This window comes from Promicromonospora sp. NPDC060271 (assembly GCF_042726755.1).
In the GTDB taxonomy this organism is placed as follows: Bacteria; Actinomycetota; Actinomycetes; order Actinomycetales; family Cellulomonadaceae; genus Promicromonospora.
Map to the genome: position 1 here is coordinate 1 of NZ_JBHXBG010000066.1, position 22,680 is coordinate 22,680.

General features: G+C 71.5%; 23 protein-coding genes. 5 read left to right on the forward strand and 18 right to left on the reverse strand.

What is annotated here, in order from left to right:
• Positions 1-39 precede the first annotated feature (39 nt).
• Positions 40-402, reverse strand: coding sequence for a thioredoxin (gene trxA / locus ACFWE2_RS12180; protein ID WP_377224492.1), 363 nt, complete (start codon positions 400-402; stop codon positions 40-42).
• A 157-nt stretch (positions 403-559) separates the two neighbouring features.
• Between trxA and ACFWE2_RS12185 the strand changes: the two genes are divergently transcribed.
• On the forward strand, positions 560-1,129 hold the full coding sequence (locus ACFWE2_RS12185; RefSeq protein ID WP_116674092.1) for an NUDIX hydrolase family protein: 570 nt from the start codon (positions 560-562) through the stop codon (positions 1,127-1,129).
• Here the strand turns inward: ACFWE2_RS12185 and ACFWE2_RS12190 are convergent.
• Positions 1,126-2,757: an ABC-F family ATP-binding cassette domain-containing protein gene (locus ACFWE2_RS12190; RefSeq protein WP_377224493.1), complete on the reverse strand. Its 1,632-nt coding sequence runs from the start codon at positions 2,755-2,757 to the stop codon at positions 1,126-1,128. The two genes, ACFWE2_RS12185 and ACFWE2_RS12190, sit on opposite strands and share 4 nt — an antisense overlap.
• A gap of 122 nt (positions 2,758-2,879) precedes the next feature.
• Here ACFWE2_RS12190 and ACFWE2_RS12195 point away from each other — a divergent pair, with 122 nt between their 5' ends.
• On the forward strand, positions 2,880-4,085 hold the full coding sequence (locus ACFWE2_RS12195) for a sulfotransferase family protein (RefSeq protein WP_377224494.1): 1,206 nt from the start codon (positions 2,880-2,882) through the stop codon (positions 4,083-4,085).
• A gap of 71 nt (positions 4,086-4,156) precedes the next feature.
• On the opposite strand, the gene ACFWE2_RS12200 is transcribed toward ACFWE2_RS12195, so the two are convergent.
• Entirely contained in the window at positions 4,157-5,161 is a 1,005-nt protein-coding gene (locus ACFWE2_RS12200) for a trypsin-like serine peptidase (RefSeq protein ID WP_377224495.1), read from the reverse strand.
• A 178-nt stretch (positions 5,162-5,339) separates the two neighbouring features.
• Between ACFWE2_RS12200 and ACFWE2_RS12205 the strand changes: the two genes are divergently transcribed.
• Positions 5,340-5,732 (forward strand): DUF3054 domain-containing protein, encoded by a 393-nt coding sequence (locus ACFWE2_RS12205; RefSeq protein ID WP_377224496.1) that lies wholly within the window; start codon positions 5,340-5,342, stop codon positions 5,730-5,732.
• A 49-nt stretch (positions 5,733-5,781) separates the two neighbouring features.
• On the opposite strand, the gene rdgB is transcribed toward ACFWE2_RS12205, so the two are convergent.
• Together rdgB and ACFWE2_RS12215 are read right to left on the reverse strand one after the other, a co-directional pair.
• Entirely contained in the window at positions 5,782-6,447 is a 666-nt protein-coding gene (rdgB, locus tag ACFWE2_RS12210) for an RdgB/HAM1 family non-canonical purine NTP pyrophosphatase (protein ID WP_377224497.1), read from the reverse strand.
• A 38-nt stretch (positions 6,448-6,485) separates the two neighbouring features.
• Positions 6,486-7,961 (reverse strand): MFS transporter, encoded by a 1,476-nt coding sequence (locus ACFWE2_RS12215; RefSeq protein WP_377224498.1) that lies wholly within the window; start codon positions 7,959-7,961, stop codon positions 6,486-6,488.
• A 138-nt stretch (positions 7,962-8,099) separates the two neighbouring features.
• On the opposite strand from ACFWE2_RS12215, the gene ACFWE2_RS12220 reads away from it, so the two are divergent.
• The gene (locus ACFWE2_RS12220) at positions 8,100-8,567 is read left to right on the forward strand and encodes a winged helix-turn-helix transcriptional regulator (protein ID WP_377224499.1); all 468 of its coding nucleotides are present in this window, start codon (positions 8,100-8,102) and stop codon (positions 8,565-8,567) included.
• Between the two features lie 31 nt (positions 8,568-8,598).
• On the opposite strand, the gene rph is transcribed toward ACFWE2_RS12220, so the two are convergent.
• The 8 genes from rph to ACFWE2_RS12260 all read right to left on the reverse strand — a co-directional run bounded on the left by rph (position 8,599) and on the right by ACFWE2_RS12260 (position 15,965).
• Positions 8,599-9,351, reverse strand: a complete 753-nt coding sequence (rph, locus tag ACFWE2_RS12225; RefSeq protein ID WP_377224500.1) for a ribonuclease PH — start codon at positions 9,349-9,351, stop codon at positions 8,599-8,601.
• Between the two features lie 29 nt (positions 9,352-9,380).
• Positions 9,381-10,208 (reverse strand): MBL fold metallo-hydrolase, encoded by an 828-nt coding sequence (locus ACFWE2_RS12230; protein ID WP_377224501.1) that lies wholly within the window; start codon positions 10,206-10,208, stop codon positions 9,381-9,383.
• Positions 10,208-11,011 (reverse strand): glutamate racemase, encoded by an 804-nt coding sequence (murI, locus tag ACFWE2_RS12235; RefSeq protein WP_377224502.1) that lies wholly within the window; start codon positions 11,009-11,011, stop codon positions 10,208-10,210. The genes ACFWE2_RS12230 and murI overlap by 1 nt, the downstream gene beginning before the upstream one ends.
• Before the next feature lie 101 nt (positions 11,012-11,112).
• The gene (locus ACFWE2_RS12240; protein WP_377224503.1) at positions 11,113-11,883 is read right to left on the reverse strand and encodes a DUF2017 family protein; all 771 of its coding nucleotides are present in this window, start codon (positions 11,881-11,883) and stop codon (positions 11,113-11,115) included.
• Positions 11,880-12,188 (reverse strand): ATP-dependent Clp protease adapter ClpS, encoded by a 309-nt coding sequence (gene clpS / locus ACFWE2_RS12245; RefSeq protein WP_116674082.1) that lies wholly within the window; start codon positions 12,186-12,188, stop codon positions 11,880-11,882. Before clpS ends, ACFWE2_RS12240 begins: the two co-directional genes overlap by 4 nt.
• Positions 12,189-12,315: 127 nt before the next feature.
• Positions 12,316-13,764, reverse strand: a complete 1,449-nt coding sequence (locus ACFWE2_RS12250) for a nicotinate phosphoribosyltransferase (protein ID WP_377224504.1) — start codon at positions 13,762-13,764, stop codon at positions 12,316-12,318.
• Positions 13,765-13,860: 96 nt separating this feature from the next.
• Positions 13,861-15,666, reverse strand: coding sequence for a DEAD/DEAH box helicase (locus tag ACFWE2_RS12255; protein ID WP_377224505.1), 1,806 nt, complete (start codon positions 15,664-15,666; stop codon positions 13,861-13,863).
• A complete protein-coding gene (locus ACFWE2_RS12260) occupies positions 15,663-15,965 on the reverse strand; it encodes a DUF3039 domain-containing protein (protein WP_116674080.1) in 303 nt (100 codons plus the stop codon). Before ACFWE2_RS12260 ends, ACFWE2_RS12255 begins: the two co-directional genes overlap by 4 nt.
• Positions 15,966-16,101: 136 nt before the next feature.
• Here ACFWE2_RS12260 and ACFWE2_RS12265 point away from each other — a divergent pair, with 136 nt between their 5' ends.
• The gene (locus ACFWE2_RS12265) at positions 16,102-17,490 is read left to right on the forward strand and encodes an AAA family ATPase (protein ID WP_377224506.1); all 1,389 of its coding nucleotides are present in this window, start codon (positions 16,102-16,104) and stop codon (positions 17,488-17,490) included.
• Between the two features lie 7 nt (positions 17,491-17,497).
• Here ACFWE2_RS12265 and nagB read toward each other — a convergent pair whose 3' ends face one another.
• The 5 genes from nagB to ACFWE2_RS12290 form a co-directional block, all read right to left on the reverse strand.
• On the reverse strand, positions 17,498-18,277 hold the full coding sequence (gene nagB / locus ACFWE2_RS12270) for a glucosamine-6-phosphate deaminase (RefSeq protein WP_377224507.1): 780 nt from the start codon (positions 18,275-18,277) through the stop codon (positions 17,498-17,500).
• Complete coding sequence (locus ACFWE2_RS12275; protein WP_377224508.1) at positions 18,277-19,341, reverse strand: ROK family protein; 1,065 nt, start codon at positions 19,339-19,341, stop codon at positions 18,277-18,279. The genes nagB and ACFWE2_RS12275 overlap by 1 nt, the downstream gene beginning before the upstream one ends.
• On the reverse strand, positions 19,341-20,195 hold the full coding sequence (locus ACFWE2_RS12280; RefSeq protein ID WP_377224509.1) for a carbohydrate ABC transporter permease: 855 nt from the start codon (positions 20,193-20,195) through the stop codon (positions 19,341-19,343). The genes ACFWE2_RS12275 and ACFWE2_RS12280 overlap by 1 nt, the downstream gene beginning before the upstream one ends.
• Complete coding sequence (locus ACFWE2_RS12285; protein WP_377224510.1) at positions 20,192-21,139, reverse strand: carbohydrate ABC transporter permease; 948 nt, start codon at positions 21,137-21,139, stop codon at positions 20,192-20,194. The genes ACFWE2_RS12280 and ACFWE2_RS12285 overlap by 4 nt, the downstream gene beginning before the upstream one ends.
• Positions 21,140-21,275: 136 nt before the next feature.
• Positions 21,276-22,568: an extracellular solute-binding protein gene (locus tag ACFWE2_RS12290; protein WP_377224511.1), complete on the reverse strand. Its 1,293-nt coding sequence runs from the start codon at positions 22,566-22,568 to the stop codon at positions 21,276-21,278.
• Positions 22,569-22,680 lie beyond the last annotated feature (112 nt).

The window sequence follows — 22,680 nt, forward strand, 5'->3', positions numbered from 1 at the left end:
CGTCCCCGGGCACGGGGACGGCCGTCGCTGTCGTTCGGGTCAGTTCTGCTGCGCCGCGAGGTCCTTCTTCACGGCCTCCATGTCGAGGCCGCGGACGGCCTCCACGACCTCGGCGAGGCCCTTGGCCGGCAGCGCGCCTGCCTGGCGGAACACCAGCACGCCGTCGCGGAACGCCATGAGCGTGGGGATGGACGTCACCTGCGCGGCCGACGAGATGCCGGGGTTCGCGTCGGTGTCGATCTTCGCGTGCACGATGTCGTCGTTCTTCTCCGAGGACGCCTCGAAGACGGGGCCGAACATCTTGCACGGCGGGCACCAGTCGGCCCAGAAGTCCACGAGGACTATCCCGTTGTCGCTGACTGTCTTCTCGAACGTGGCATCGGTGATGTCGACGGTTGCCATGTCGCGCTTCCTCTCGTTGTGCGTCTCCCTGGTGCAGCACGGTTCTGCCCTCAGCTATTCCGGGAACAGCGCCTCAGTGAGCGGCGCGACACCCCGCGCCGGTCCGGACGGCGCGGGGTCAAGGCGCCGCGAGGCGCGAACTGGTAGAACGGACCCCGTGACGGACACTGCCGACTACCCCCAGGACGATTTCTACCGCGACCCCTCCCAGGCCTCGGGATGGCTGACGGACGAGGACCTCGCGGTCGTGCGGGCACAGCTCCCGCTCATCTACATCGACGCGATCCCGGTCCGGGTCGACGACTCGGGTGACGTGGTCGCCGTCGGCCTGCTGCTGCGCGTGAACACGCAGGGTGTGATGACTCGTGCCCTGGTCTCCGGCCGTGTCATGTACCACGAGCGGGTCCGGGACGCGCTGCTGCGGCACATCGAGAAGGACCTCGGCCCCGTCGCGCTGCCGCAGGTCCCGCCGTCGCCGCAGCCGTTCACCGTCGCCGAGTACTTCCCGACGCCCGGCATCACCGCGTTCCACGACCCGCGCCAGCACGCGGTGTCGCTCGCGTACGTGGTGCCGGTGACGGGCGACTGCCGCCCCCAGCAGAACTCCCTGGACCTCGCCTGGCTGACGCCGGAGGAGGCGTGCGCCGACGACGTCCAGGCCGAGATGATGAACGGCCAGGGCATGCTGATCAAGCAGGCGATGGCCCACGTGGGCCGGCTGCCCTAGCTCAGGTCCAGGACCGGCCAGTCCTCCAGGTCCGCGCGCATGCGGCGGTCGTGCGTCGCGACCACGACGGCGCACGGCGTGACCTGCAGCGCCCTGGTCAGCTCGTCGACGAGGTCGATCGACAGGTGGTTCGTCGGTTCGTCCAGGAGCAGCAGGTGCGGCGCGTGCAGCAGCGCCCGCGCCAGCTCGAACCGACGCCGCTGCCCGGCGGACAGCTCGGCGAGCGGCCGGTCCAGGTCCTCCTCGCTGAGCAGGCCGAGCCCGGCGACCGGCACCACGTGGTCCGGGTCGAGCTCGCCCGAGGCGAGCAGCCGCAGCGCCTCGTCGGCATAGGTCTCGAACCCCGTCCGCAGGCGCGCCTTTCCCGTGATCGGCGCGCTCTCCTGGCCGACGACGCCGATCCGCGCCCCCGCCGCGACGGTCCGGCTCCCCCGGTCCAGCCCCAGCGTCCCGGCCAGCGCGCCGAGCAGCGTCGACTTGCCGGTCCCGTTGGGCCCCACGATCAGCAGCCGGCCCGACGGCGGGATCGCTATCCGCGTACCCGGCAGGTCGACGCGGGCGCCGCCGTCGTCCCCCACGCGCGGGGAACGTACCTCCACGACGGGGTGGCTGGGGTCCCAGCCCGGCGACATCGCCGGAAGGTCCGGGAACCCGAGCTCCACCGGCGGCACCGGGACCTCGATGGCCTCGGCCTCGAGCTTCTGGACGAGCCGGTCGGCGGCCTTGACGTGGATCCGGGCGCGGGTGGCACGGCGGTGCTTCTGCGATCCCTTCCCCGGGCGCCACTCGTCGGACAGGCCCTCGTACGACTCGTCCAGCCGCTCCGCGAGCGCCGCCGCCCGCTTGCGCTCGGCCCGGTAGCGCTGGCGCCAGCGGTGCAGTGCCTGGTTCTTCGCGAACCGGTAGGTCAGGTAGCCCGGCTGCCCGTACAGCACGGGCTTGCCGTCCCAGGACGGGTCGAGGTCGAGGATCGCCGTCGCGACGTCGTCCAGCAGCTCGCGGTCGTGCGTGACGAGCACGACGCCGCCGCGCCACGCGACGAGCTCACCCGTGAGGAACTCGATGGCGGCGTCGTCCAGGTGGTTGGTGGGCTCGTCGAGCAGGAGCAGGTCGGAGCGCTCCGCCAGGCGGCAGGCGAGGCGGACGCGGAACCGCTCGCCCACGCTGAGCTCGTCGAGCCGGCGTCCGGGGTCGCGCGGCGCACCCAGCCGCGTGAGTGCCACCTCGACGCGCCGGTCGGCGTCCCAGACCGCGAGGTGCTCGGCGAGCGAGAGGGTGCGCTCGAGCACCGCGAGGTCGCCCGACCCGTGGTCGAACGCGGCGACGGCTGCCTCGAGCTCCGCGGCCGCCGTCCGCAGGCCGTCGAGCGTGCTCGCGACGACGTCACCGACGGTCTGTCCGGGCGCGGGGTGCAGCTCCTGCTCGACGAGGGCCACCGAACCGTGCCGCCGGACCTCGCCAGACTTCGGCTGCAGGTCACCGGCGAGCAGGTGCAGGAACGTGGACTTGCCGGAACCGTTCTCGCCGACGACGCCGAGCCGCGTGCCGTCGTTCACCGTGCAGCTCACACCGGCCAGCACGTCCCGCCCCGGGTACGCGAAGGCAAGATCCTGGGCGACGAGGTGCATCCGCCAAGCCTACGGGCCCTTCCGCACCTGGTGGACCTGGCGCTTTCCTTTACGGGGAAATGCGCGCTACGGGATGATATGTACGGTAGTTCTTTCGTGCGAGCGCCCCACCTTGGAGAGACGTGCCAGAGACCCCGCCTGCACTTCGCCTGACCAACCTGCTCCTCATGCCAGGCACCCGCACCCGCAAGGACCCGGACGCCGTGTTCGACCGGATGATCACGCAGGCCTCGCGCGGCCGCACGCCGCTGAGCGCCGAGTACGCGGCCGATCTCGAGCACCTCCGGCTGGTCCTGCGCGCCTTCGCGCGCTTTCCCGGCCTGAGCCCGCTCGGCTGGATGGCGGGGCAGGCGCTGGTGGACTCCCGCATCCGGAACCGCGTCGTGGTCGGCGACCTGCACGCCAGGCATCCCCGGATCGCCGACGAGCCGGTGGAGGCTCCGGTGTTCGTGGTCGGCATGCCCCGGACGGGCACCACCCTCACCTACAACATCCTGTCCAGGTCGCCCGGCCACCGCGGGCCCAAGCTCTGGGAGATGACGCACCTCGGCCTGGCCGTCGACGGCGCCGCCGAGGCCGACCTGATCCGGCGCACCCGGAAGAAGTACGCGATGGTGTCGCGGCTCAGCCCCACGTGGGACACCATCCACCCGCTCTTCGCGGAGGCCGAGGAGGAGGACACCTTCATCAGGGCCCACTCGGAGCTGCACTCCTCCGCCGTGCCCACGCCGGACTACGTCGACCGCCTGCAGACCTTCGACCACCGGCCGGACTACCGGTTCCTCCGCGACGCGCTCCAGGTGCTCTCCTACGAGCGGCCTACCCGCCGCTGGGTGCTGAAGCACCCGGCGAACCTCTTCCACATGTCGGCGATCCGCGACGTGTTCCCCGACGCCCGGTTCGTCTGGACCCACCGGGCCCCCGAGGTCGCCCTCGCCTCGCTGTGCTCCCTGGCCGAGTCCGCCGAGCGGCTGCACAGGCGCCCGGACGCCGTCGACCTGGCCGAGACCGGCCGGGTGTGGCTGGCGATCATGTCCCGCGGGGTGTCGCGCGCGCTGGCCCAGCGCGCGGCCCTGGGGTCCGACGTCGTGCACGACCTGCCGTACGAACGCCTCACCGGGGACCCGTTCACGGCGCTGCCGGAGCTGTTCGAGCAGCTCGGGGCGCAGTGGGGCGCCGAGGACGAGGCGAACCTCGTCGCCGCCCGCGAGGCGCCGAAGCAACGAGCGCCGCACCGGTACGACCTCGAGCGGTTCGGGCTGGACCAGGACCAGGTGCGCGCGGCGTTCGCCGACTACCTGGACCTGCTCCCGGCCCTGAGACGCTGAGACCGCTGGTCGAGCCCGTCGATCATGACAGGCCCGGCCAGCGGTCGTCGGTGGTGACCGCGGTCAGCGCATCAGCTGTTTGCCGCGGTGCTGTACAGCGACTGGGCGACGGTGCCGAGGTACGGGCCGAACATGTAGCTGCGCAGCCGGCCGCCGTTGTACTTGAAGGAGTTCACCGAGTTGAGCGTGCCGAGGCCGGTGGTCTCGTTGTAGTTCACGAACCACGGACCGCCGGACGAGCCGCCGGTCATGTTGCAGTTCAGGCCCTGGTCGGCGCTGCCGCCGTAGGTGTCCTGGATGACGGTGCCGTGGCACCAGGCGATGTCCGAGCCGTCGTACGGGCTGCCCGCCGGGTAGCCGAACGAGTACATGTACTGGCCGCGCGCCTGGTTGAAGCCGATGGACTGCCCGCCGACGACGTCGGTCAGGTGGGCTCCGTTGACGGTGTTCACCACGGCGAAGGCGAAGTCGTAGTCGAAGTCACCGCTGTCGCGCCACTGGGTGGTCGTGATGAGCTGACGGGCCGTGAAGGTGCCGTACGGCCGCGCGCCGTCGTCGTAGCCGGGAACGAACGCCCAGTTCGTGGCGTAGGCACCGGGACCCTCGTTGAGGCAGTGCCCGGCGGTGAGCACGAGGTCCTTGTTCCCTGAGGTCACCGCGCTGCCCGAGCAGACGTAGTTGGTCCCGCCGAGCGTGAAGAACACCTTGCCCGTGGTGTCACGGACCTCGCCGCCACCCGAGTAGTAGCCGCCCGTGAAGGCGGCGGCCGCTGCGGGCGCGGCCTGGCGGACGACCGAAGGCTTGCCGACGGCGACCGGGTCGCCCGCCGAGGACTTGTCCTTGCCGGCGACGAGGACGTCCGCCGGCACCGCGTTGCGCATCCGCTGGGGGGTCCAGTAGTCGACCACCTTGTCGTGGGCCGCCCGGGTCGTCGCGGCGTTGTGCACAGCGACGCTGCTGCCGGTGGTGTCGCTCGGCTGGGCCACTGCCGGCGCGACCGACGCGAGGGTGACGCTCCCACCAAGTGCCAGAGCTGCCAGACCCGCAAGGAGATTGCGGGAGAGGTTGCTTCGCATGCCTGCCTCCTAGATCACACGGTCCGCCACATGGCGGGCTGAGTGATCCTGAGGCCTGGACGATTCGAGCACAAGGGTTATATATGTCCGACATGTAAATTTTAACCCGGGCGAATCGCCGTACGTCGTGGACCGCCCGGATGCGGGCTCGCGCGCGTCGCCGGACTACCCTCGACGCGTGAGCACCACCACCCCCCGCACCGTGCCGGTCTGGCCTGCCGCAGTGGCCGACGCCGTCGCCGTCCTCGCCTTCACCCTGATCGGCATCGCGTCGCACGACGGGTCGCTGGTCGCCGCCTTCGGACGCGTGGTGTGGCCGTTCGCCCTGGCCGCCGCGCTCGGCTGGGCAGTGACCCGCGCCTGGCAGGACCCGTCCCGCGTCTGGCCGACGGGTGTGCTGATCTGGTTCACGACCGTGCTCGGCGCTCTGCTGCTGCGCGGCGTGTCGGGCCAGGGTCTCGCCTGGTCGTTCGCGCTGGTCACGGCCGTCTTCCTGGCGATAACCATGCTCGGCTGGCGCGCGCTGGTGGCGGCGCTGCGGCGCGCCCAGGCGGCGAACGCCTCGAAGTGACCATGCACTTGCTGCCAGCCGCCGGCCATTCTTGGCAGCAACCGCATGGTCAGCTGAGTACCTCGAGCACGACCGGCGCCAGCGCGCGGAACGCCTTGCCGCGGTGCGAGATCGCGTTCTTCTCCTCCGGCTCCAGCTCCGCAGCGGTCCGGCGGCGGCCGCCGTCCGCTGTCGCGTCGCCCGGCGCGGCCTCGTCCGGGACGAGGATCGGGTCGTAGCCGAACCCGTTGGTCCCGCGCGGCTCGGTCGCCAGCAGCCCCCGCATCTCGCCGACGCGAACCTCCTCACGCCCGTCGGGTGTGACCAGCGCCGCCGCGCACACGAACCCTGCCTGACGGTGCTCCGGGCGCACGTCCCCCAGCTGGCCGAGCAGCAGGTCGAGGTTGGCCTGGTCGTCGCCGTGCCTGCCCGCCCAGCGGGCCGAGAAGATCCCCGGCGCACCACCCAGCACGTCAACGGCCAGCCCCGAGTCGTCGGCGACGGCGGGCAGCCCGGTCGCCGCGCAGACCGCCCGCGCCTTGATCAGCGCGTTCTCGGCGAACGTCACGCCGTCCTCGACGGGCTCGGGCGCACCGACCTCGCCGGAGGTGACCAGGGCGCCGTCCGACAGGTCGAGGCCGGACGCGGCGAGGATGGCCCGCAGCTCCCCCACCTTCTTGGCGTTGTGGGTCGCGAGGACGATCCGGGCGGCGGGCGGCACTGTCGAGGAGCTCATGCCCCGATCATGCCAGCCGCCGCCCGGCCCGAGGCTCCTCAGGCGGGCTCGAGAACCCGGCCGGGCTGCCCGACGACGACGTCCGCGGCGGGCACCCCTTCGTCCGCCGGGCCGTCAGCGCCCTCAGCGCGCTCAGCACCGTCAGCGCCCTCAGCACCGCCCAGATAGTGCCGGCTCATCGTCCGGTACTGCCGGCTGGCGAGCGCCGCAGCCGTCAGCACCAGGCCGAGCACCGCGAGCAGCATGAGCACCAGCGCGATCCCCCGGGCGGGCCCGGTACCGAACCAGCCGCCGATGAGGTCCGCGCCGGCGCCGTCGGTCATGAACGGCTGGAACACGAACTCGGTGAGCGGGCTGATGAGGAACGCCGTCAGCGGCGCAGCCACCATCTCGACGCTGTGCGCGAACCCGAGCACGCGCCCCTGCCGCTCGTACGGCACCACCTTCTGCAGCACGGTCTGCTCCGACGCCTCCGCGAACGGCATGACGAACAGGTACACCGCGAACCCGGCGATCAGCAGCACCGCGCTGTGCTGGATCGGCAGGAGGAACGTGGCGGCCCACATGATCAGGTTGACGACCAGCAGCGTCCGCAGCGGGTTGCGCCCGACACCGCGCTTGGCGACGACCAGGCCGCCGAGGATCATGAACACGCTGATCCCGCCCCAGGCGAACCCCCAGGCCTGGACCGGCATGAGCGACAGCCCGTAGGGGTCGGCCAGCGCCATCAGGCCGCCGCCCAGCAGGTTGTTCAGCAGCGTGAAGCCGATCAGCGCCCACATCCCCGGGATCTGGCCCACGATCAGCAAGGTCCCCCGCAGGTCGACCTTCTTGGGCTCGTCCGCCGCCGCTGCCTCGGCCAGCGACTCCGGCACCTGCAGGCGGTGCAGGTGCACGACGGCGGCGGTGAGCACGACCACCGCGACGACCAGGACGCCGAGCAGCCCGCTCGAGGCGACCAGCAGCCCGCTGATCACCGACGTCACGAGGTGGGAGATGCCGGACGTCGTGCCGACGAGGCCGTTGGCCCGGTCGCGGCGCGACTCGTCGAACAGCGCGGTGACGACCGTGGTCATGGCGATGCCCCGCACGTTGCCCGCCATGACGCCGGCCATCGCGAGCAGCACGAGCGCCCAGAGCCGGACGTCCGCCGGGTCGGTCCACGCGGCGGCGGGGGTGGCCAGGTACAGCGCGAGCGCCGCCACGTAGAACGCCAGCGAGACGACCGCCGAGGCCTGCAGCACCGTCTTCTTGCGGTGATGGTCGACCAGCGAACCGAACCACACACCGGTCGACACCATGGCGACCAGGAAGATGCCGGAGATGACGCCGGCCGCGAAGACCGAGCCCGTCTCCAGGTACACCCAGAACGTGACGGCGAACCACACGGTGAAGTTGACCACCGAGGCCAGGCTCACGTTCACGAGGAGGTGCGCGAAGGTGCGCACCTCCGGGTCCTTGATGCGCAGCCGCGCCGCGCCGTCCGACGCCGTCACCGTCTCGTTCGCACTCATCGGAAGCTCCTCGGGGTCCGGGTCCTTGTGGACCCTCCGTCACTTCACTACGATGACCGTAGTGATCATGCAGGTATGACGGAGCGGTTCGCGGGGAATCATCGGTCGGCGGCGGACGAGTTCTCACGGGAGGGCAGCATGAAGCGAGCGAGCGGCAAGTCCACCTGCCCGGTCAACTTCGGCCTGGAGGCCTTCGGCGACCCGTGGTCGCTGCTCGTGGTCCGCGACGTCGTCTACTTCGGCAAGCACACGTTCAACGAGTTCCTGGCGTCCGACGAGGCGATCTCGCCGAGCGTGCTCACGGCCCGCCTCGACGCGCTGACCAGCGCAGGGATCCTGCGCCGGTCCCCCGACCCCGCGGACGGCCGGCGGGTGCGCTACGACCTCACCGAGCGCGGCCTCGGCCTGATCCCGGCGCTGGTCGAGATCGCCGAGTGGGGTGCAACCCACGACCCGGACACGGGTGCGCCGGCGGACTGGATAGCCCTCGTGCGCGACGACAAGCAGGAGATGATCCGCCGCTACACCGAGACGGTGCGCCGCGGCGGCAGCGTGTTCGTCGGCGAGGACAGCGTCGTCGCGCAGGTGCAGGCCGCGCAGGTCTGAGCCAGGCCGCCCGGGCCTGCGCGGCCGACGGTCAGAGCTCCTGCGCGAGCGCTGCCTGCTGGAGCTTCGTGAGCTCGGCCGTGCCGGCCACCGCGAGGTCGAGCAGCGAGTCGAGCTCGGCGCGGTCGAACGGCGCGTGCTCCGCCGTGCCCTGCACCTCGATGAACTTGCCGCCCCCGGTGACCACGACGTTCATGTCGGTCTCGGCGCGCACGTCCTCGACGTAGGGCAGGTCGAGCATGGGGGTGCCGTCGATGATGCCGACGGAGACGGCGGCCACCGAGTCGGACAGCACCTGCTTGCCGCCCTTCACGTGCCCGTGGCGGCGGCCCCACGCGACGGCGTCGGCGAGGGCCACGTAGGCGCCGGTGATCGCCGCGGTGCGGGTCCCGCCGTCGGCCTGCAGGACGTCGCAGTCCAGCACGATCGAGTTCTCGCCGAGCGCGCTCATGTCGACGACGGCACGCAGCGACCGGCCGATCAGCCGCGAGATCTCGTGCGTGCGGCCGCCGATCTTGCCCTTGACGGACTCGCGCTGGCTGCGCTCGTTGGTGGCGCGCGGCAGCATCGCGTACTCGGCGGTGACCCAGCCCTCGCCGGAGCCCTTGCGCCAGCGCGGCACACCCTCGGTGAACGAGGCGACGCACAGCACGCGCGTGCGCCCGAACTCCACGAGCACCGACCCCTCGGCCTCGTCGAGCCATCCCCTGGTGATCGTCACGGGGCGGAGCTGGTCGGTGGCGCGCCCGTCGGCGCGGAGGGTCGTGTTGGTGCTGGAGGTCATGCGACCACCCTAACGACCTCCCGGCCTTGTCAGACCTCGTAGACCGTGCCCGGCTCCGCGACGTCGACCGGGCCGGCGTACGATCCCCGCGCCTCCGCGAGGGACTCCGCCGGGTCGTTCCAGACCGGCAGGTGCGTCAGCAGCAGACGGCGGGCCCCCGCCTCGGTCGCCACCTCGCCCGCGCGGCGGCCGGTGAGGTGGATGCCCCGCTCGACCACGTCGTCGCGCCCCTCGAGGAACGCGGCCTCGCTGAGCAGCAGGTCGACGTCGCGCGCGAGCTCGACCACCGACGGGCACGCGTCGGTGTCCCCCGTGTACGCCAGCGTCGTCGTGCCGCCCGACGCCGACGGGCCGGTCACGCGCACGCCGTACGTCTCGACAGGGTGGAAGACCCGGTGCGGCTCGATGGTCAGCGGCCCGATCTCGACCCGCTTGACGTCGGCCCAGGACCGGAAGTCGAAGTCGTTCTCCATCGACTCGCCCTCGCTCAGCCCGTAGGACAGCGCGACGTGCCGTTCCGCGGTCGACGGGCCGAACACGGGCAGCGGCTGCTCCTTGCGGCCGGTACGCAACGAGCCGTGCTCGGGGTGGTACCGCAGGTACACGTAGAGGCCGGAGAGGTCGGCGCAGTGGTCGGGGTGCAGGTGCGAGATGGAGACGGCGTCGAGCTCCATGGGGTCCATGAACCGCTGCAGGGCGCCGAACGCACCGTTGCCCAGGTCGAGCAGCACGTTCCAGTCGCGCGCCTCGTGGCCGGCGGCGGCCGCCTCGGCTGCGGTGACCCGCACCAGGTACGACGACGCGGGGGCTGCCGGGCCCGGGAACGAACCGGAGACGCCGATGGGGATCAGGCGCATCAGACGGCCTCCACGAGTGAGACCTCGGGGCCGAGGAACCGGCTGGCGAGCTGCCCGAAGGGCGCCGGGTCGCCGGTCGTCAGGAACCGGTGCACGGGTGCGCCCGCGTCGGGCGCGCGCTCCAGGTCGTGTGCGACGAGGGTGCGGTAGACGTCCTTCGCGGTCTCGTCGGCGCTGGAGACCAGCGTGACGTCCTCGCCCATGACGTAGGAGATGGCGCCGGCGAGCAACGGGTAGTGCGTGCAGCCGAGGACGAGCGTGTCGACGCCGGCCGCCTTCACCGGGTCGAGGTACTCGTGCGCGAACTTCTGCACCTCGGGACCGGACGTCCGGCCCTCCTCGACGAAGCGCACGAACTCCGGGCAGGCCTGGCTCGTGATGGTCAGGCCGGGCGTGACGTGGAACGCGTCGTCGTACGCGCGCGACTGGATGGTGGTGCGCGTGCCGATGACGCCGATCCGCCCCGACCGCGTGGTCGTCACGGCGGCGCGGGCCGCCGGCAGGATGACCTCGACCACGGGGATGCCGTGCCGCTGGGTGTACCGCTCGCGGGCGTCGCGCATCATCGCCGACGACGCCGTGTTGCACGCGATGACCAGCATCTTCACGCCGGCGGCCACGAGCCGGTCCATGGCGTCGAGCGCCATCGCGCGTACGGCGGCGATGGGCTTGGGGCCGTAGGGGCTGTTCGCGGTGTCGCCGAGGTACCGGACCTGCTCGTTGGGGAGCTGGTCCAGGATGGCGCGCGCGACCGTGAGGCCGCCGAGGCCGGAGTCGAAGATCCCGATGGGCGCGTCGTTCACGGGGTGAAGCCTAGCGACGACAACGCGTCGTCACCGGTGCTCGTGAGCCGCGCCACGCGTGACGCGTGACACGTTCCGGCAGGTCAGCGCATCGGTCCCGGTCAAAGTCCTGAGGCGCCGGAACCCGGCGGTCGCCGCCCCCTCAGCTCGCTGAGCATGACGTCCATCAGGGTCTCCTGCGCGTAGCCCGCCGCGACGAACACCCCGGACCAGAAGCGCCGGGCGGCACGGCCGTCCGTCGCCACCGGGATCTCCCGGCCGGCCTGCCTGTCCCACATGATCTCGTCGGTGAGCTGCATGACCTGCTCGTCGGACTTGAGCCCGAGCCGCTCGGCGATCACGAGGCGCACGTCCGTGAGCGCGCCCGCGAACTGCTCGGCGTCCTCGCGCGGCACCCGCACCGGCGGCGGGGCGCCGTGCCGGCCCAGCGGGGAGGGCGCGTCCTCACCCGTCGGCAGGTCGAGGAGCGCGGCGAACGCCTCGAGCCGGTCCACCTTCGCCTGGGCGACGTCGTTCTGGGTCAGCCGGCGGAACTCGTCGGCGATGTCCGAGTCGTCCTTGCTCGCGTCCGGCAGCAGCCGCCGTGCGGCCGGGTCGGTCGGGACGCGGCCGACGCCCGTCACGCCGGTGAGCCGGGCCAGGTCGGCGTCGGTCAGCTCGTCCGGAGCGAGCAGGCCGTTGGCCCACGCCTGCCCCTTGCCCGGGCCGGCGTGCGCCGAGAGGCCGGGTATGTCGTCGTCGGGGAACAGGTCCAGACCCGCCTCCTCGCGGAGCATGTCCGCGACATCGCGCGCGACCCGGGCCAGGACGACCCGCTCCACCGGCTCGAACCTGGCCTCATACCCCCGCCGCATGGCGCGGAACGGCGTCATGCGGCTCCCCGCGCGCCCGACTCCTGCAGCGTCGCCCACAGGCCGAACCCGTGCATCGCCTGCACGTCCACCTCCATACGCTCGCGCCCACCGCTGGACACCACTGCGCGACCGTTCTTGTGCACCTGGGTCATGAGCCGTTCCGCCTTGACGCGCGGGTACCCGAAGTAGCTCTCGAAGACGTACGTCACGTACGACATCAGGTTCACCGGGTCGTTCCAGACGATGGTCACCCACGGGTCCGCGACCCCCGCGAGGATGTCCGTCTCGGTGTCCTCCTCGACGGCCGTCCCGGCTGACCCCATGGGCGATAGCAGCGGCGCTGGGGAAGAAGTCACGGGTCTCACTCTAGGCGGTTTCGTCCCTCGGCTGGACACTCCTGTCCAAGATTTTCGCGAAGTTGTCGCCTGGCCGTGACCTCGTGCCGCACGCTCAGTAGCTGAGGTCGTCCAGACGCAGGTCGACCGTCGGGATCGCGGGGTCGCCGTCGGACAGCCGGCGCGCGCTGCGCGGCAGCTCGGCACGCACCATGCCGTGGTTGATCGCCGCGTTCGAGACCCCGTACGGCCCCACCCAGCGCGAGTCGACGGCACCGTCGACGACCATCGGGGCGAGCAGCGGGCGCAGATCGTCGCTCTGCGGCGTCCACTCGGCCACCGCGGTGTCCGGGCCGGTCACCATGATCTCCTCGATGGCGTGCCCGTCACGGCCGTAGCGCCGGGCGGCGGCCTTGCGTCCGCCCACCGACGCCTTGTTCGCCGACGCCTTCGCCACGGGCTGGAGCACACCCGTCGAGTCCGCGCGCGCCACCAGCTTGTAGACCATGCCGCAGGTCGGCGCGCCGGACCCGGTGACGACCGACGTCCCGACGCCGTACACGTCGACGGGCGCGGACGCGAGGGACGCGATGGCGTACTCGTCGAGGTCGGACGTGACGACGATCTTCGTGTCGCGGGCGCCGAGCTCGTCGAGCTGCCTGCGCACCTCCTGTGCCAGGCCGCTGAGGTCGCCGGAGTCGAGGCGCACGGCACCCAGCCCGGTCCCCGCCACCTCGACGGCGGTCGCGACGCCCTGCTTCACGTCGTACGTGTCCACCAGCAGGGTGGTGCCGGGGCCCAGCGACGCGACCTGCGAGACGAACGCGTCCCGCTCGGAGTCGTGCAGCAGCGTGAACGAGTGCGCCGCGGTGCCGATGGTGTCCAGCCCGTACCGCATGCCGGCCTCGAGGTTGGAGGTACCGGCGAAGCCGCCGATCACCGCCGCCCGGGCCGCCGCGACCGAGGCCTGCTCGTTCGCCCGGCGCGAGCCCATCTCCAGGACGGGTCGCCCGCCGGCCGCGCTCGTCATGCGCGACGCCGCCGACGCCACCGCGGAGTCGTAGTTCAGGATCGACAGGATCAGGGTCTCCAGCAGCACGGACTCGGCGAAGGTGCCCTCGACCTGCAGCACCGGGGAGCCGGGGAAGAAGACCTCGCCCTCGGCGTAGCCCTGGATAGTGCCGGAGAACCGGTAGCTCGCGAGGTAGTCGAGCGTCCGGCGGTCGACCACGCCGTTCTGTTCGAGGTAGGCCAGCTCGGCATCCTCGAAGACGAAGTGTGGCAGCGCTTCCAGAACGCGACCGGTCCCGGCCAGGACGCCGTACCGGCGGCCTGCCGGCAGCCGCCGTGTGAACACCTCGAACACGCAGTGCCGATGCGCGGTGCCGTCGGCGAGCGCCGCCTGGAGCATGGTCAGCTCGTAGCGGTCGGTCAGGAGCGCGACCGACGGACGCACCGACGGCAGGGGTGCTGCGGGCAGCGGCCGAGGCTCTTCGACACCGTTGTCGAAAGCAGGCCACGAGTCTGTGAGCGAGGCGCCGATGCCCCGAAGCTCGTCGGTCATGCACTCACGGTAGGCCAGCAAACCCACCTGGGCGGGGCGAACAGGGCCAAGGCGGCATCTTGTCTCAGCATGCGGATCGTCACGGTCCCGTCCGGGCTACTTCTGTCCGACGAACCAGCGCCGGACCTGGGCCACGCGCGCGGCGAGCTGGTCGGCGGTCGCGAGCGGCACCTCCGGCCCTCCGCACGTGCGGCGCAGCTCGGCGTGCACCATGCCGTGCGGCTGCCCGCTGCGCTTGGCCCAGGCCGATACGAGCTTGGACAGCTCCTTGCGCAGCTCCGCCGCGCGGCGGTGCTCCTGCTCCGACCGCTCGTTCTCCGCCTGGCGGGCGGTCGGCGCACCCCCGCGGGCCTTGAGGTGGTCCGCCTGGCGCTGGCGCAGCAGGGTCGCCACCTGGTCCGGCTCCAGGAGCCCGGGCAGGCCGAGGAAGTCCTGCTCCTCCGCTGAGCCGAGGTCGGCGCTCGTGCCGAACTCGCCGCCGTCGAACAGGACCCGGTCGAACGAGGCCTGGGCCTCCAGCGCCTGGAACGAGCCGAGCAGCTCGCTCGACGCCTTCTCCTCCTTGTTCGCCTCCGCGACGAGCGCGGCCTCCGGGTCGTACTCGATGCCCTGTTCCTCGGCAGTGCGCGGACGGTCGAGCGCGTGGTCGCGCTCCTGCTCCATCGTGCCCGCCAGGTTCAGCAGCGGCGCGACGCTCGGCAGGAAGATCGACGCCGTCTCGCCGCGCTTGCGGGCGCGCACGAACCGGCCGATGGCCTGCGCGAAGAACAGCGGCGTCGAGGCGCTGGTGGCATACACGCCGACGGCGAGGCGGGGCACGTCAACGCCCTCCGACACCATGCGCACGGCCACCATCCAACGGTCGTCGCCCTGCGCGAACTCCTCGATGCGCCCGGACGCGCCCTCGTCGTCGGACAGGACGACGACCGGACGCCTGCCGGTGATCTCGTGCAGGTGCTTCGCGTAGGCGCGCGCGTTGTCCTGGTCGGTGGCGATGACCAGACCACCGGCATCGGGCACGGTGCGGCGCACCTCGGTCAGGCGCTTGTCCGCGGCCGCGAGCACCGACGGGATCCACTGCCCCTCCGGGTCCAGGGCGGTACGCCACGCCTGGCCGGTCATGTCCTTGGTCATGGCCTCGCCGAGCCGGGCGCTGACCTCGTCGCCCATCTTGGTGCGCCAGCGCATGTCACCCGCGTAGGACATGAACAGGACGGGGCGGACCACGTGGTCGCGCAGCGCCTCGCCGTAGCCGTAGGTGTAGTCGGCCTTCGAGCGGCGGATGCCCTCGCGGTCGGGCTCGTACTCCACGAACGGGATGGCGGACGTGTCGCTGCGGAACGGGGTACCGGTGAGCGCCAGCCGACGGTCCGCCACCTCGAAGGCCTCGCGGACGGCGTCGCCCCAGCTCAGGGCGTCACCGCCGTGGTGGACCTCGTCCAGGATCACGAGCGTCGGCGCGGCCTCCGTGCGGGCGCGGTGCAGCGCGGGCTTGGCGGCGACCTGCGCGTAGGTGAGCGCGACGCCGTCGTAGTGCGAGCCGTGCCTGCCCTGCGAGTTCTTGAACTGCGGGTCGATGCGGATGCCGACGCGGGCGGCGGCGTCGGCCCACTGGGTCTTCAGGTGCTCGGTGGGTGCGACCACCGTCACCCGCCGGACGATGCCCTGCTCGAGGAGCTCGGTGGCGATGCGGAGCGCGAACGTCGTCTTGCCCGCGCCCGGGGTGGCGACGGCCAGGAAGTCCCGCGGGTTCTTCTCGCGGTAGAGCTCCAGGGCCTCCGCCTGCCAGGCGCGCAGACTCGACGCCGTACCCCAGGGGGCACGACGTGGAAAGGCAGGGCTGAGCGACGATGCGGCCGCAGACGACGGTGTGTGGGGCAGCTGCTGCGGCTGGCTCGTCACTTGGTGGAGTCGCCCTCGCCGCCGTCCTGCGGGTCACGGAGACCCTCGTAGATCTCCTTGCACTTGGGACAGACCGGGAACTTGCCCGGGTCCCGGCCCGGGACCCACACCTTGCCGCAGAGTGCGATCACCGGCTTGCCGCTCAGCGCGGACTGCATGATCTTCTCCTTGCGCACATAGTGCGCAAAGCGTTCGTGGTCCCCGGGTTCGGTCTCCTCCCGGGTCTCCTCGCGCTCGAGGACGCTCGTACCGCCCTGCGTGCGGGGGTCGTCCTGCGGGTTGGAGAGTGGTTCGGTCATGCCGAGAAGTCTACGCGGGACCACCGACAGCCACTTCGGCTGGACACGCTCGGGAGCAGGTTCGGGACCGCCCTTCGGCGATCGGGCCGCGGAAAGGCTTGCGGTGGTGTCGGTGACCACGGCTATAACTGTCTGCATGTCACATCCCCGCCCCGAGAGGAGCCTCACCCTGCCCGACGACGGCGCCGCCTCCCACCTCGCCGAGACCCTCGCCACCACGCTGACCGACGATCTGCCGGAACCCGACTGGCCGGACTTCGGCGACAACGACGAGGCCGCGCGCCGCGCGGTGGCCGCCGTTGCCGCCATGCTCGGCCGCCCCATCCCGGAACGCCCCAAGGAACCGCGCTCGTCGAGCGAGTGGCTCGCCCGCAAGTGGGACGTCGACGAGAGCGTGCTGGTCAACGTCTCGCGCGACATGTCGCGCACGCTGCAGCGCCTGCACGCCTACGCCCTCCAGCGCTGGGTGGAACGCCACCCTGACGACGTCGCGGTGTTCGGCCCCGGCGGAGCGCCGCAGCGCGCCGCGCTCGACCTCGGCAACGGCACCTCGGTGAGCGTGCCCGCCGTGGCGACGGTCCTCTTCCCCGCCGGGTCGGCGTACGAGACGCCCGTGGCCGTCGAGGTGGCCTACCGGTACGGGACGCCGACCGTCACGGCCTTCACCCCGCCCGGTGGCCTCGCCCTCGCCGAACGCGTCCTCGCCGACCTGACGCGCACGCTGGAGGACGAGCACCCCTACCGTGGCGGCGTCCTGTCGGCGCGGGCGTCGACCGGTGCGGTGGAGCTGACGCCGGTCAAGCACACCGTGCAGGTGCGCGGCGACGTCGTGCTGCCCGCCGACCTCTGGCGCGAGGTGGACCTGTTCTGCTCGAGCGTCACCACCCGCCGCGACGCGCTGCGCGCGCTGGGCCACACGACGTCGCGCGGCCTGCTGCTGGCCGGCAAGCCCGGCGTCGGCAAGACCAAGCTCACGCGCGTGATCGCGACGGAGCTCGCTGGACCGCTCACGGTGGTGCTCGTCACCGCTGAGGTGCTGCGCACCTGGATGACCGAGCTCTACGAGGAGATCCGTGGCCTCGGCCCGTGCCTCGTGGTACTGGAGGAGATCGACTCGGTGGCCTCGAAGGGCTCGCGCGGCGACACCTCGTTCGCCGAGTTCCTCGACGCCCTGGACGGCACGCGCAGCTCGGACGACGTGCTCACCGTCGCGACCACCAACGACCCCGAGGCCCTTGACCCGGCGGTCAAGCGGCCCGGCCGCTTCGACACCATCATCGAGGTGCCGCCGCCGGACCAGGCCGGCCGCACGGAGATCCTGCGGCTCTTCCTCCCGCCGCACGCCCCCGTCGACATCCCCCTCGTGGCCTCCTACCTCGACGGCGCGACGGGCGCCGACCTGCGCGAGGTCGCCCGCCGTTCGATCCTCGAGCACGGGCCCGACGGGCTCACCACCGACCGGGTCACCGACGTGGCGACGTCCGGCCGGTGGAAGCCCGCACCCGTGGCGGGCAACTACCTCTGACAAGCCGCTACAGCCCCTGCCAGTCCGGCTTGTCGGCGTACGTCTGCCGGTAGTAGTCGGCGAGCTGCAGGCGCGACGCGGCCGCGTCGTCGACCAGCACCGTGGCGTGCGGGTGGAGCTGCATGATGGTCGCGGGCCACATCGCCGAGATCGGGCCTTCGACGAGCTGGTGCACCGCCTCTGCCTTGGCCCGTCCGGACGCCAGGAGCACGAGGTGCCGCGCCGACATGATGGTCGCGAGGCCCTGGGTGAGGCAGTGCCGGGGCACGTCCTCGACGGACCCGCCGAAGAACCGCGCGTTGTCCTCGCGGGTCTGCTTCGTCAGGGTCTTGATCCGGGTGCGGGACGCGAGCGACGAGCCCGGCTCGTTGAACGCGATGTGCCCGTCCGTGCCGATGCCGAGGATCTGCAGGTCGACGCCGCCCGCGTCCGCGATGCTCGCCTCGTACGCGGCGCAGGCGGCCGGCAGGTCCGCCGCGAGGCCGTCCGGACCCTGCACGGCCTCGGGGGCGAGGTCGACGCGGGACGCGAACTCCTTCTCGATGACGTTGCGGTACCGCTCGGGATGGTCGGCCGGCAGGCCGACGTACTCGTCGAGCATGAACGCCCGGGCGCGCGCGAACGAGAGGCCTTCCTTGTGCCTGCGCACCAGCTCGTCGTACACCGCGAGCGGTGACGAGCCGGTGGCCAGCCCGAGCACCGCCTCGGGGTTGGCCAGGACCAGCCCTTCGACGGCGTCCGCCGCCAGCCTCGCGAGCTCGTCCGGTGGAGCGATCACGACCTCCATCAGCTTCTCCTTCCCAGGACGGCGGCGCCCACCGCCGCGACCGGAACGTGCGTCGGCGCGAGCTGGACCCGCTCCGCCAGCTTGAGCGACCCGAGGAACGGCGACACCTTGGCCTGCTCCCGCAGGGCGTCCTGCACGGCGTCCAGCAGCTCCGTGCCGAGCTGGGCCACGCCACCGCCGAGCACCACGTGGCGCACGTCGGTGGTCAGTACCAGCAGCCGCACGGCCGAGGCGGTGGCCGAGGCGAACCGGTCCTTGACCGCGACCGCCTCCTGGTCGCCCGCGCGTGCGGCCTCGAACAGCTCCACCGGCGACGGCTTGCCGTGCCGCGACGGCCACGCCGCTTCCAGCGCCCTGCCCGACGCGAACCGTTCCAGGCAGCCGCGCTGCCCGCAGGGGCACTCCGGCCCGAGCGGGTCCACCGGGACGTGCCCGATCTCGCCGGCCGCCCCGCTCACGCCACGCCGGAGCTGCCCCTCGAGCACCAGCCCGGACGCGAGGCCCGTGCCCAGCGCGAGGAACGCGAGGTCCGCGTGGTCGTGCGCGCCGCCCGCCTTGTCCGCAGCACGTTCGAGCACGTGTGCCGCACCGACGGCCGCGACGTTGAGGTCGTTCTCCACCACCACCGGCACACCGGCCAGCTCGGCGGACAGCAGCTCGGCGAGCGGGAGCTCGTCGTCGTGCACGCCGAGGTTGACCGCATGCTTCACGGTGCCTGACCGGTGGTCGACGATGCCCGGGATACCCAGCCCGACGCCGGCCACGTCTGCGAGCCCCACCCCGCCCGACGCCACGACGTCGCGCACCGCCTGCGCCGCACCGGCGACGAGGCCCTCGGCGCCGTGCACGGTCGTCCGCCGCACGGTGCCGACCACCTCGCCCTCGGGGTCGAGGAGCGCGCCGAGGATCTTCGTCCCGCCGATGTCGAGGCCGACCGTGTACGCGGGCACCGGCCCGGACCCGGTCCGGGCGCCCCCCTTCCGCTTGCCGACCTTTCCCATCCCAGCCTTTCGCTCGCTGGGCTCGTCCTGGCTGGACGTGCCCGTACCGGACCTGCTACCCATCAGCCCTTCACCGCGCCGGAGACCAGACCACCGGTCATCCGGCCCTGCACGATCAGGAAGAAGATCACCGCGGGGATCGCGATGAGCACGGACGCCGCCATGACCGAGCCCCAGTTGGTGGCCTGCGTCGCCTGCACGAACGTGCGCAGCCAGAGCGGCAGGGTCATCGACTCGGGCCGCTGCATGATCACCAGGGCCGTGACGAACTCGTTCCACGCCTGGAGGAAGGCGAAGACGCCGGTGGCCACGAGGCCGGGAGCGAGCAGCGGGAACGTGACGCGCCAGAACGCACCGGCCCTCGAACAGCCGTCGATCATCGCCGCCTCCTCCAGCTCCTTGGGTACACCGTTGACGAATCCGCGCAGCGTCCAGATGGTGAACGGCAGCACGCCTGCGGTGTACACGAGCGTCAGGCCGATGATCGTGTTCAGGAGCTGCCAGCCGTCGACGATCCGGAACATCGAGATGATCATCGCCTCTCCCGGGATCATCTGGACCACTAGGATCAGCACGATAAAGGTGCGGCGGCCCTTGAACTGGAACCGGGTGAGGGCCAGCGCGGCGACGAAGCCGACGACGAGCGTGATGACGAGGGTCAGGAACGTGACCCCTATCGAGTTCGCGACGGCGGGCGGGAACGGGGCCCGCACCTGGCCGAACATCGCCGCGCGGTAGTTGTCCAGCGTGAAGACGTCCGGCGTCGGGAAGAACGCCAGGTTCTCGCCGCGGATCCGGTTGTTCGGCAGGAACGAGGTGTTGACCATCCAGTACACGGGGAAGGCCGAGAGCGCGAAGACGACGAGGGCCAGGGCACCGAACCCCGTGTCGGCGATTCGTTTGCGGATCTTGATCACAGCTCTTCCTCCCGCAGCGTGCGCCGCACATAGGGGTAGGCGATGGCCAGCATGACGACCACGAAGATGACGCCGATCGCGCTCGCCAGGCCGTAGTGCCCCTGGGCCATGCCCTGCTGGTAGATGTAGACGCCGATGGTGTTGGTCAGGTCGCGGTCGCCGCCGATGTCCTGCAGCACGAACACCTGGGTGAACAGCTTCAGGTCCCAGATCATCGACAGGACCACGAGCACCGTGATGATGCTGCGCACGTAGGGCAGCTGGATGAGCCGGAAGCGCTGGAACGCGCTGGCGCCGTCGAGCTGTGCCGCCTCGATGACCTCGCCGGGGATCTGGGTGAGGCCCGCGTACAGCGTGAACGCGACGAAGGGCACGGCGCCCCACACGACGATGCAGGTCAGGATCACGAAGAACGACAGCGGGTCGAGCAGCCAGGAGTAGCCGAACCACCGGTCGCCGGTGATCGCGGTGAGCACGTTGTTCACCACGCCGTACTGCGTGTCGAAGACCCAGCCCCACACGGTGGTCGCGGACAGCGACGGCATGGCCCAGGCCAGCAGCAGGCCGATGGAGACCAGGAGCCGCAGGCCCTTGCCGATGCGCATCATCAGCAGCGCCACGAGCATGCCGATCACCATCGTGATGACCACGAGGACGACCATGAGCACGAAGCTGCGCAGCAGCACCGTCCAGAAGCCCTCGACGTCGGTCAGCACCGTCGCGTAGTTGTCGAGCCCCACCCACTCGGCGGGCTGGCCCATGAGCTGGGCGCGCTCGTACTCCTGGAACGACATGACGACCAGGCGAAGAACCGGATAGCCGGTCAGCAGGCCGAGGATGACCATCGTCGCCGACAGCAGCAGCCAGGGCAGGAAAGGGTTCCGGCGTGGCTGCCGGATCTCTTGGCGGGGTGGCGCCGTGGGTTCGAGAAGTGTCGTGCTCATGTCCTGTCTTCCTCGCAAGGCGGCCGACACCTCTCCCTCGAAGAGCGGCCGCGAGCATCAGGCGGGCAGTGGCATCCCGCCCCGCCCGGGTTTCTGGGGTCGCACCGGGCGGGGCGGGAAGTCGTGCTGACGCGGGTCAGCTGTTGAGGATCTCCTCGATGTCCGCGTCGAGCTGCTCGGCCACGGTCTTCACGTCGTCCCCGGCGGCGATCTTCGAGAACGCGGTCTGCAGGAGCGCCTGGGCCTCGACGTCTGCCCACTTCGGCGAGGCGGGCGTGAGCTTGGCGTTGGCGGCTGCCTCGACGGCGGCCTTGCCGATCGAGGTCTCCTGGTCGACCTCACCGAAGAGCGACGTCTTGGCCGGGATCAGCCCGTTGCCCGCGAGGATGGACTGGTACTCGTCGCTGAGCAGGATCTCGTAGGCGCTCATCGCGAGGTCCGGACGGGCCGACTTCTGCGCGATGGCGATGTTCGAGCCACCGGCGAACACCTGCGCGGCGCCGCCGTCCTTGCCCGGCAGGGCCATGCCCTGGAGGTCCTTGCCGTACGTGGAGGCGCAGCCCGGGACGCCCTCGGGGTCCTCCGGCTCCTCCGGAGCGTTGATGGACCACTGGATCCAGCTCGGCGCCGAGAGGAAGGCGACCTTGCCCTCGCAGAACGGGACCTGCAGGTCCGTCTCCTGGGCGTCGGACGGGGCGTTGTTGCCCTCGGTCATGATGGTCTGGATCTGCTCCAGGCCGGCGAGGCCGCCCTCGGAGGAGAACCCTGCGTCCCAGGTGCCGTCCTCCGTCTGCTCGGCGACGTAGCCGCCGTTCTCCCAGATGAAGGGGAGGGCGTTGTACCAGTCCTGGCCGGGCCAGTAGACGCCGGACAGGTCGTCGGTCCGCAGGTCGACGGCGGTCTCGACGTACTCGTCGAGCGTCGTCGGCACCGGGGTGTCGCCCAGGACCTGCTCGGAGTAGAAGACGACACGCGCGCCCGAGTAGTACGGCAGCGCGTAGTGCTTGCCCTCCCAGTCGCCGGCCTCGACGAAGCCTGGCAGCAGATCACTGCCGCCGAGGGTCTCGAACTCGTCGGCGGTGATCTCGCGGAAGTAGCCCGCCGAGGTGAACGCGGCGGCCTGGGTGTTGCCGATCTCGACGACGTCGGGGGCGTCCGAGCCGGACAGCGCCGTCGTGTACTTGTCGACGAGGCCGTCCCAGGCCTGCTCCTCGATGACGAGGGTGCTGCCCGCGTTCTCCTCCTCGAAGGTCTTCTTCAGGTAGTCGCGCGCCTCCTTGGGCGTGTCGGTGCCGACGAGCCAGACCCGGACCTCGCCGGGGCCGGTCTCCTCGGGCGCCGCGGCGCCGCCCGCGTTAGCGCAGGCGGTGAGCGCGAGCGTCAGGGTGATCGCCGACGCCGCGGCGCCGACAAGACGGTTTCTGTTCACGTGTCTTCCTCCCGGGATACGACTGTGCGTCGCAGTGCCTGATGAAAAGCGGTGCGTGGTGATGGCTCGAGTGGAAGCTCGAGGTGACGCCTGCCGCCGACGCGTGCGCAAC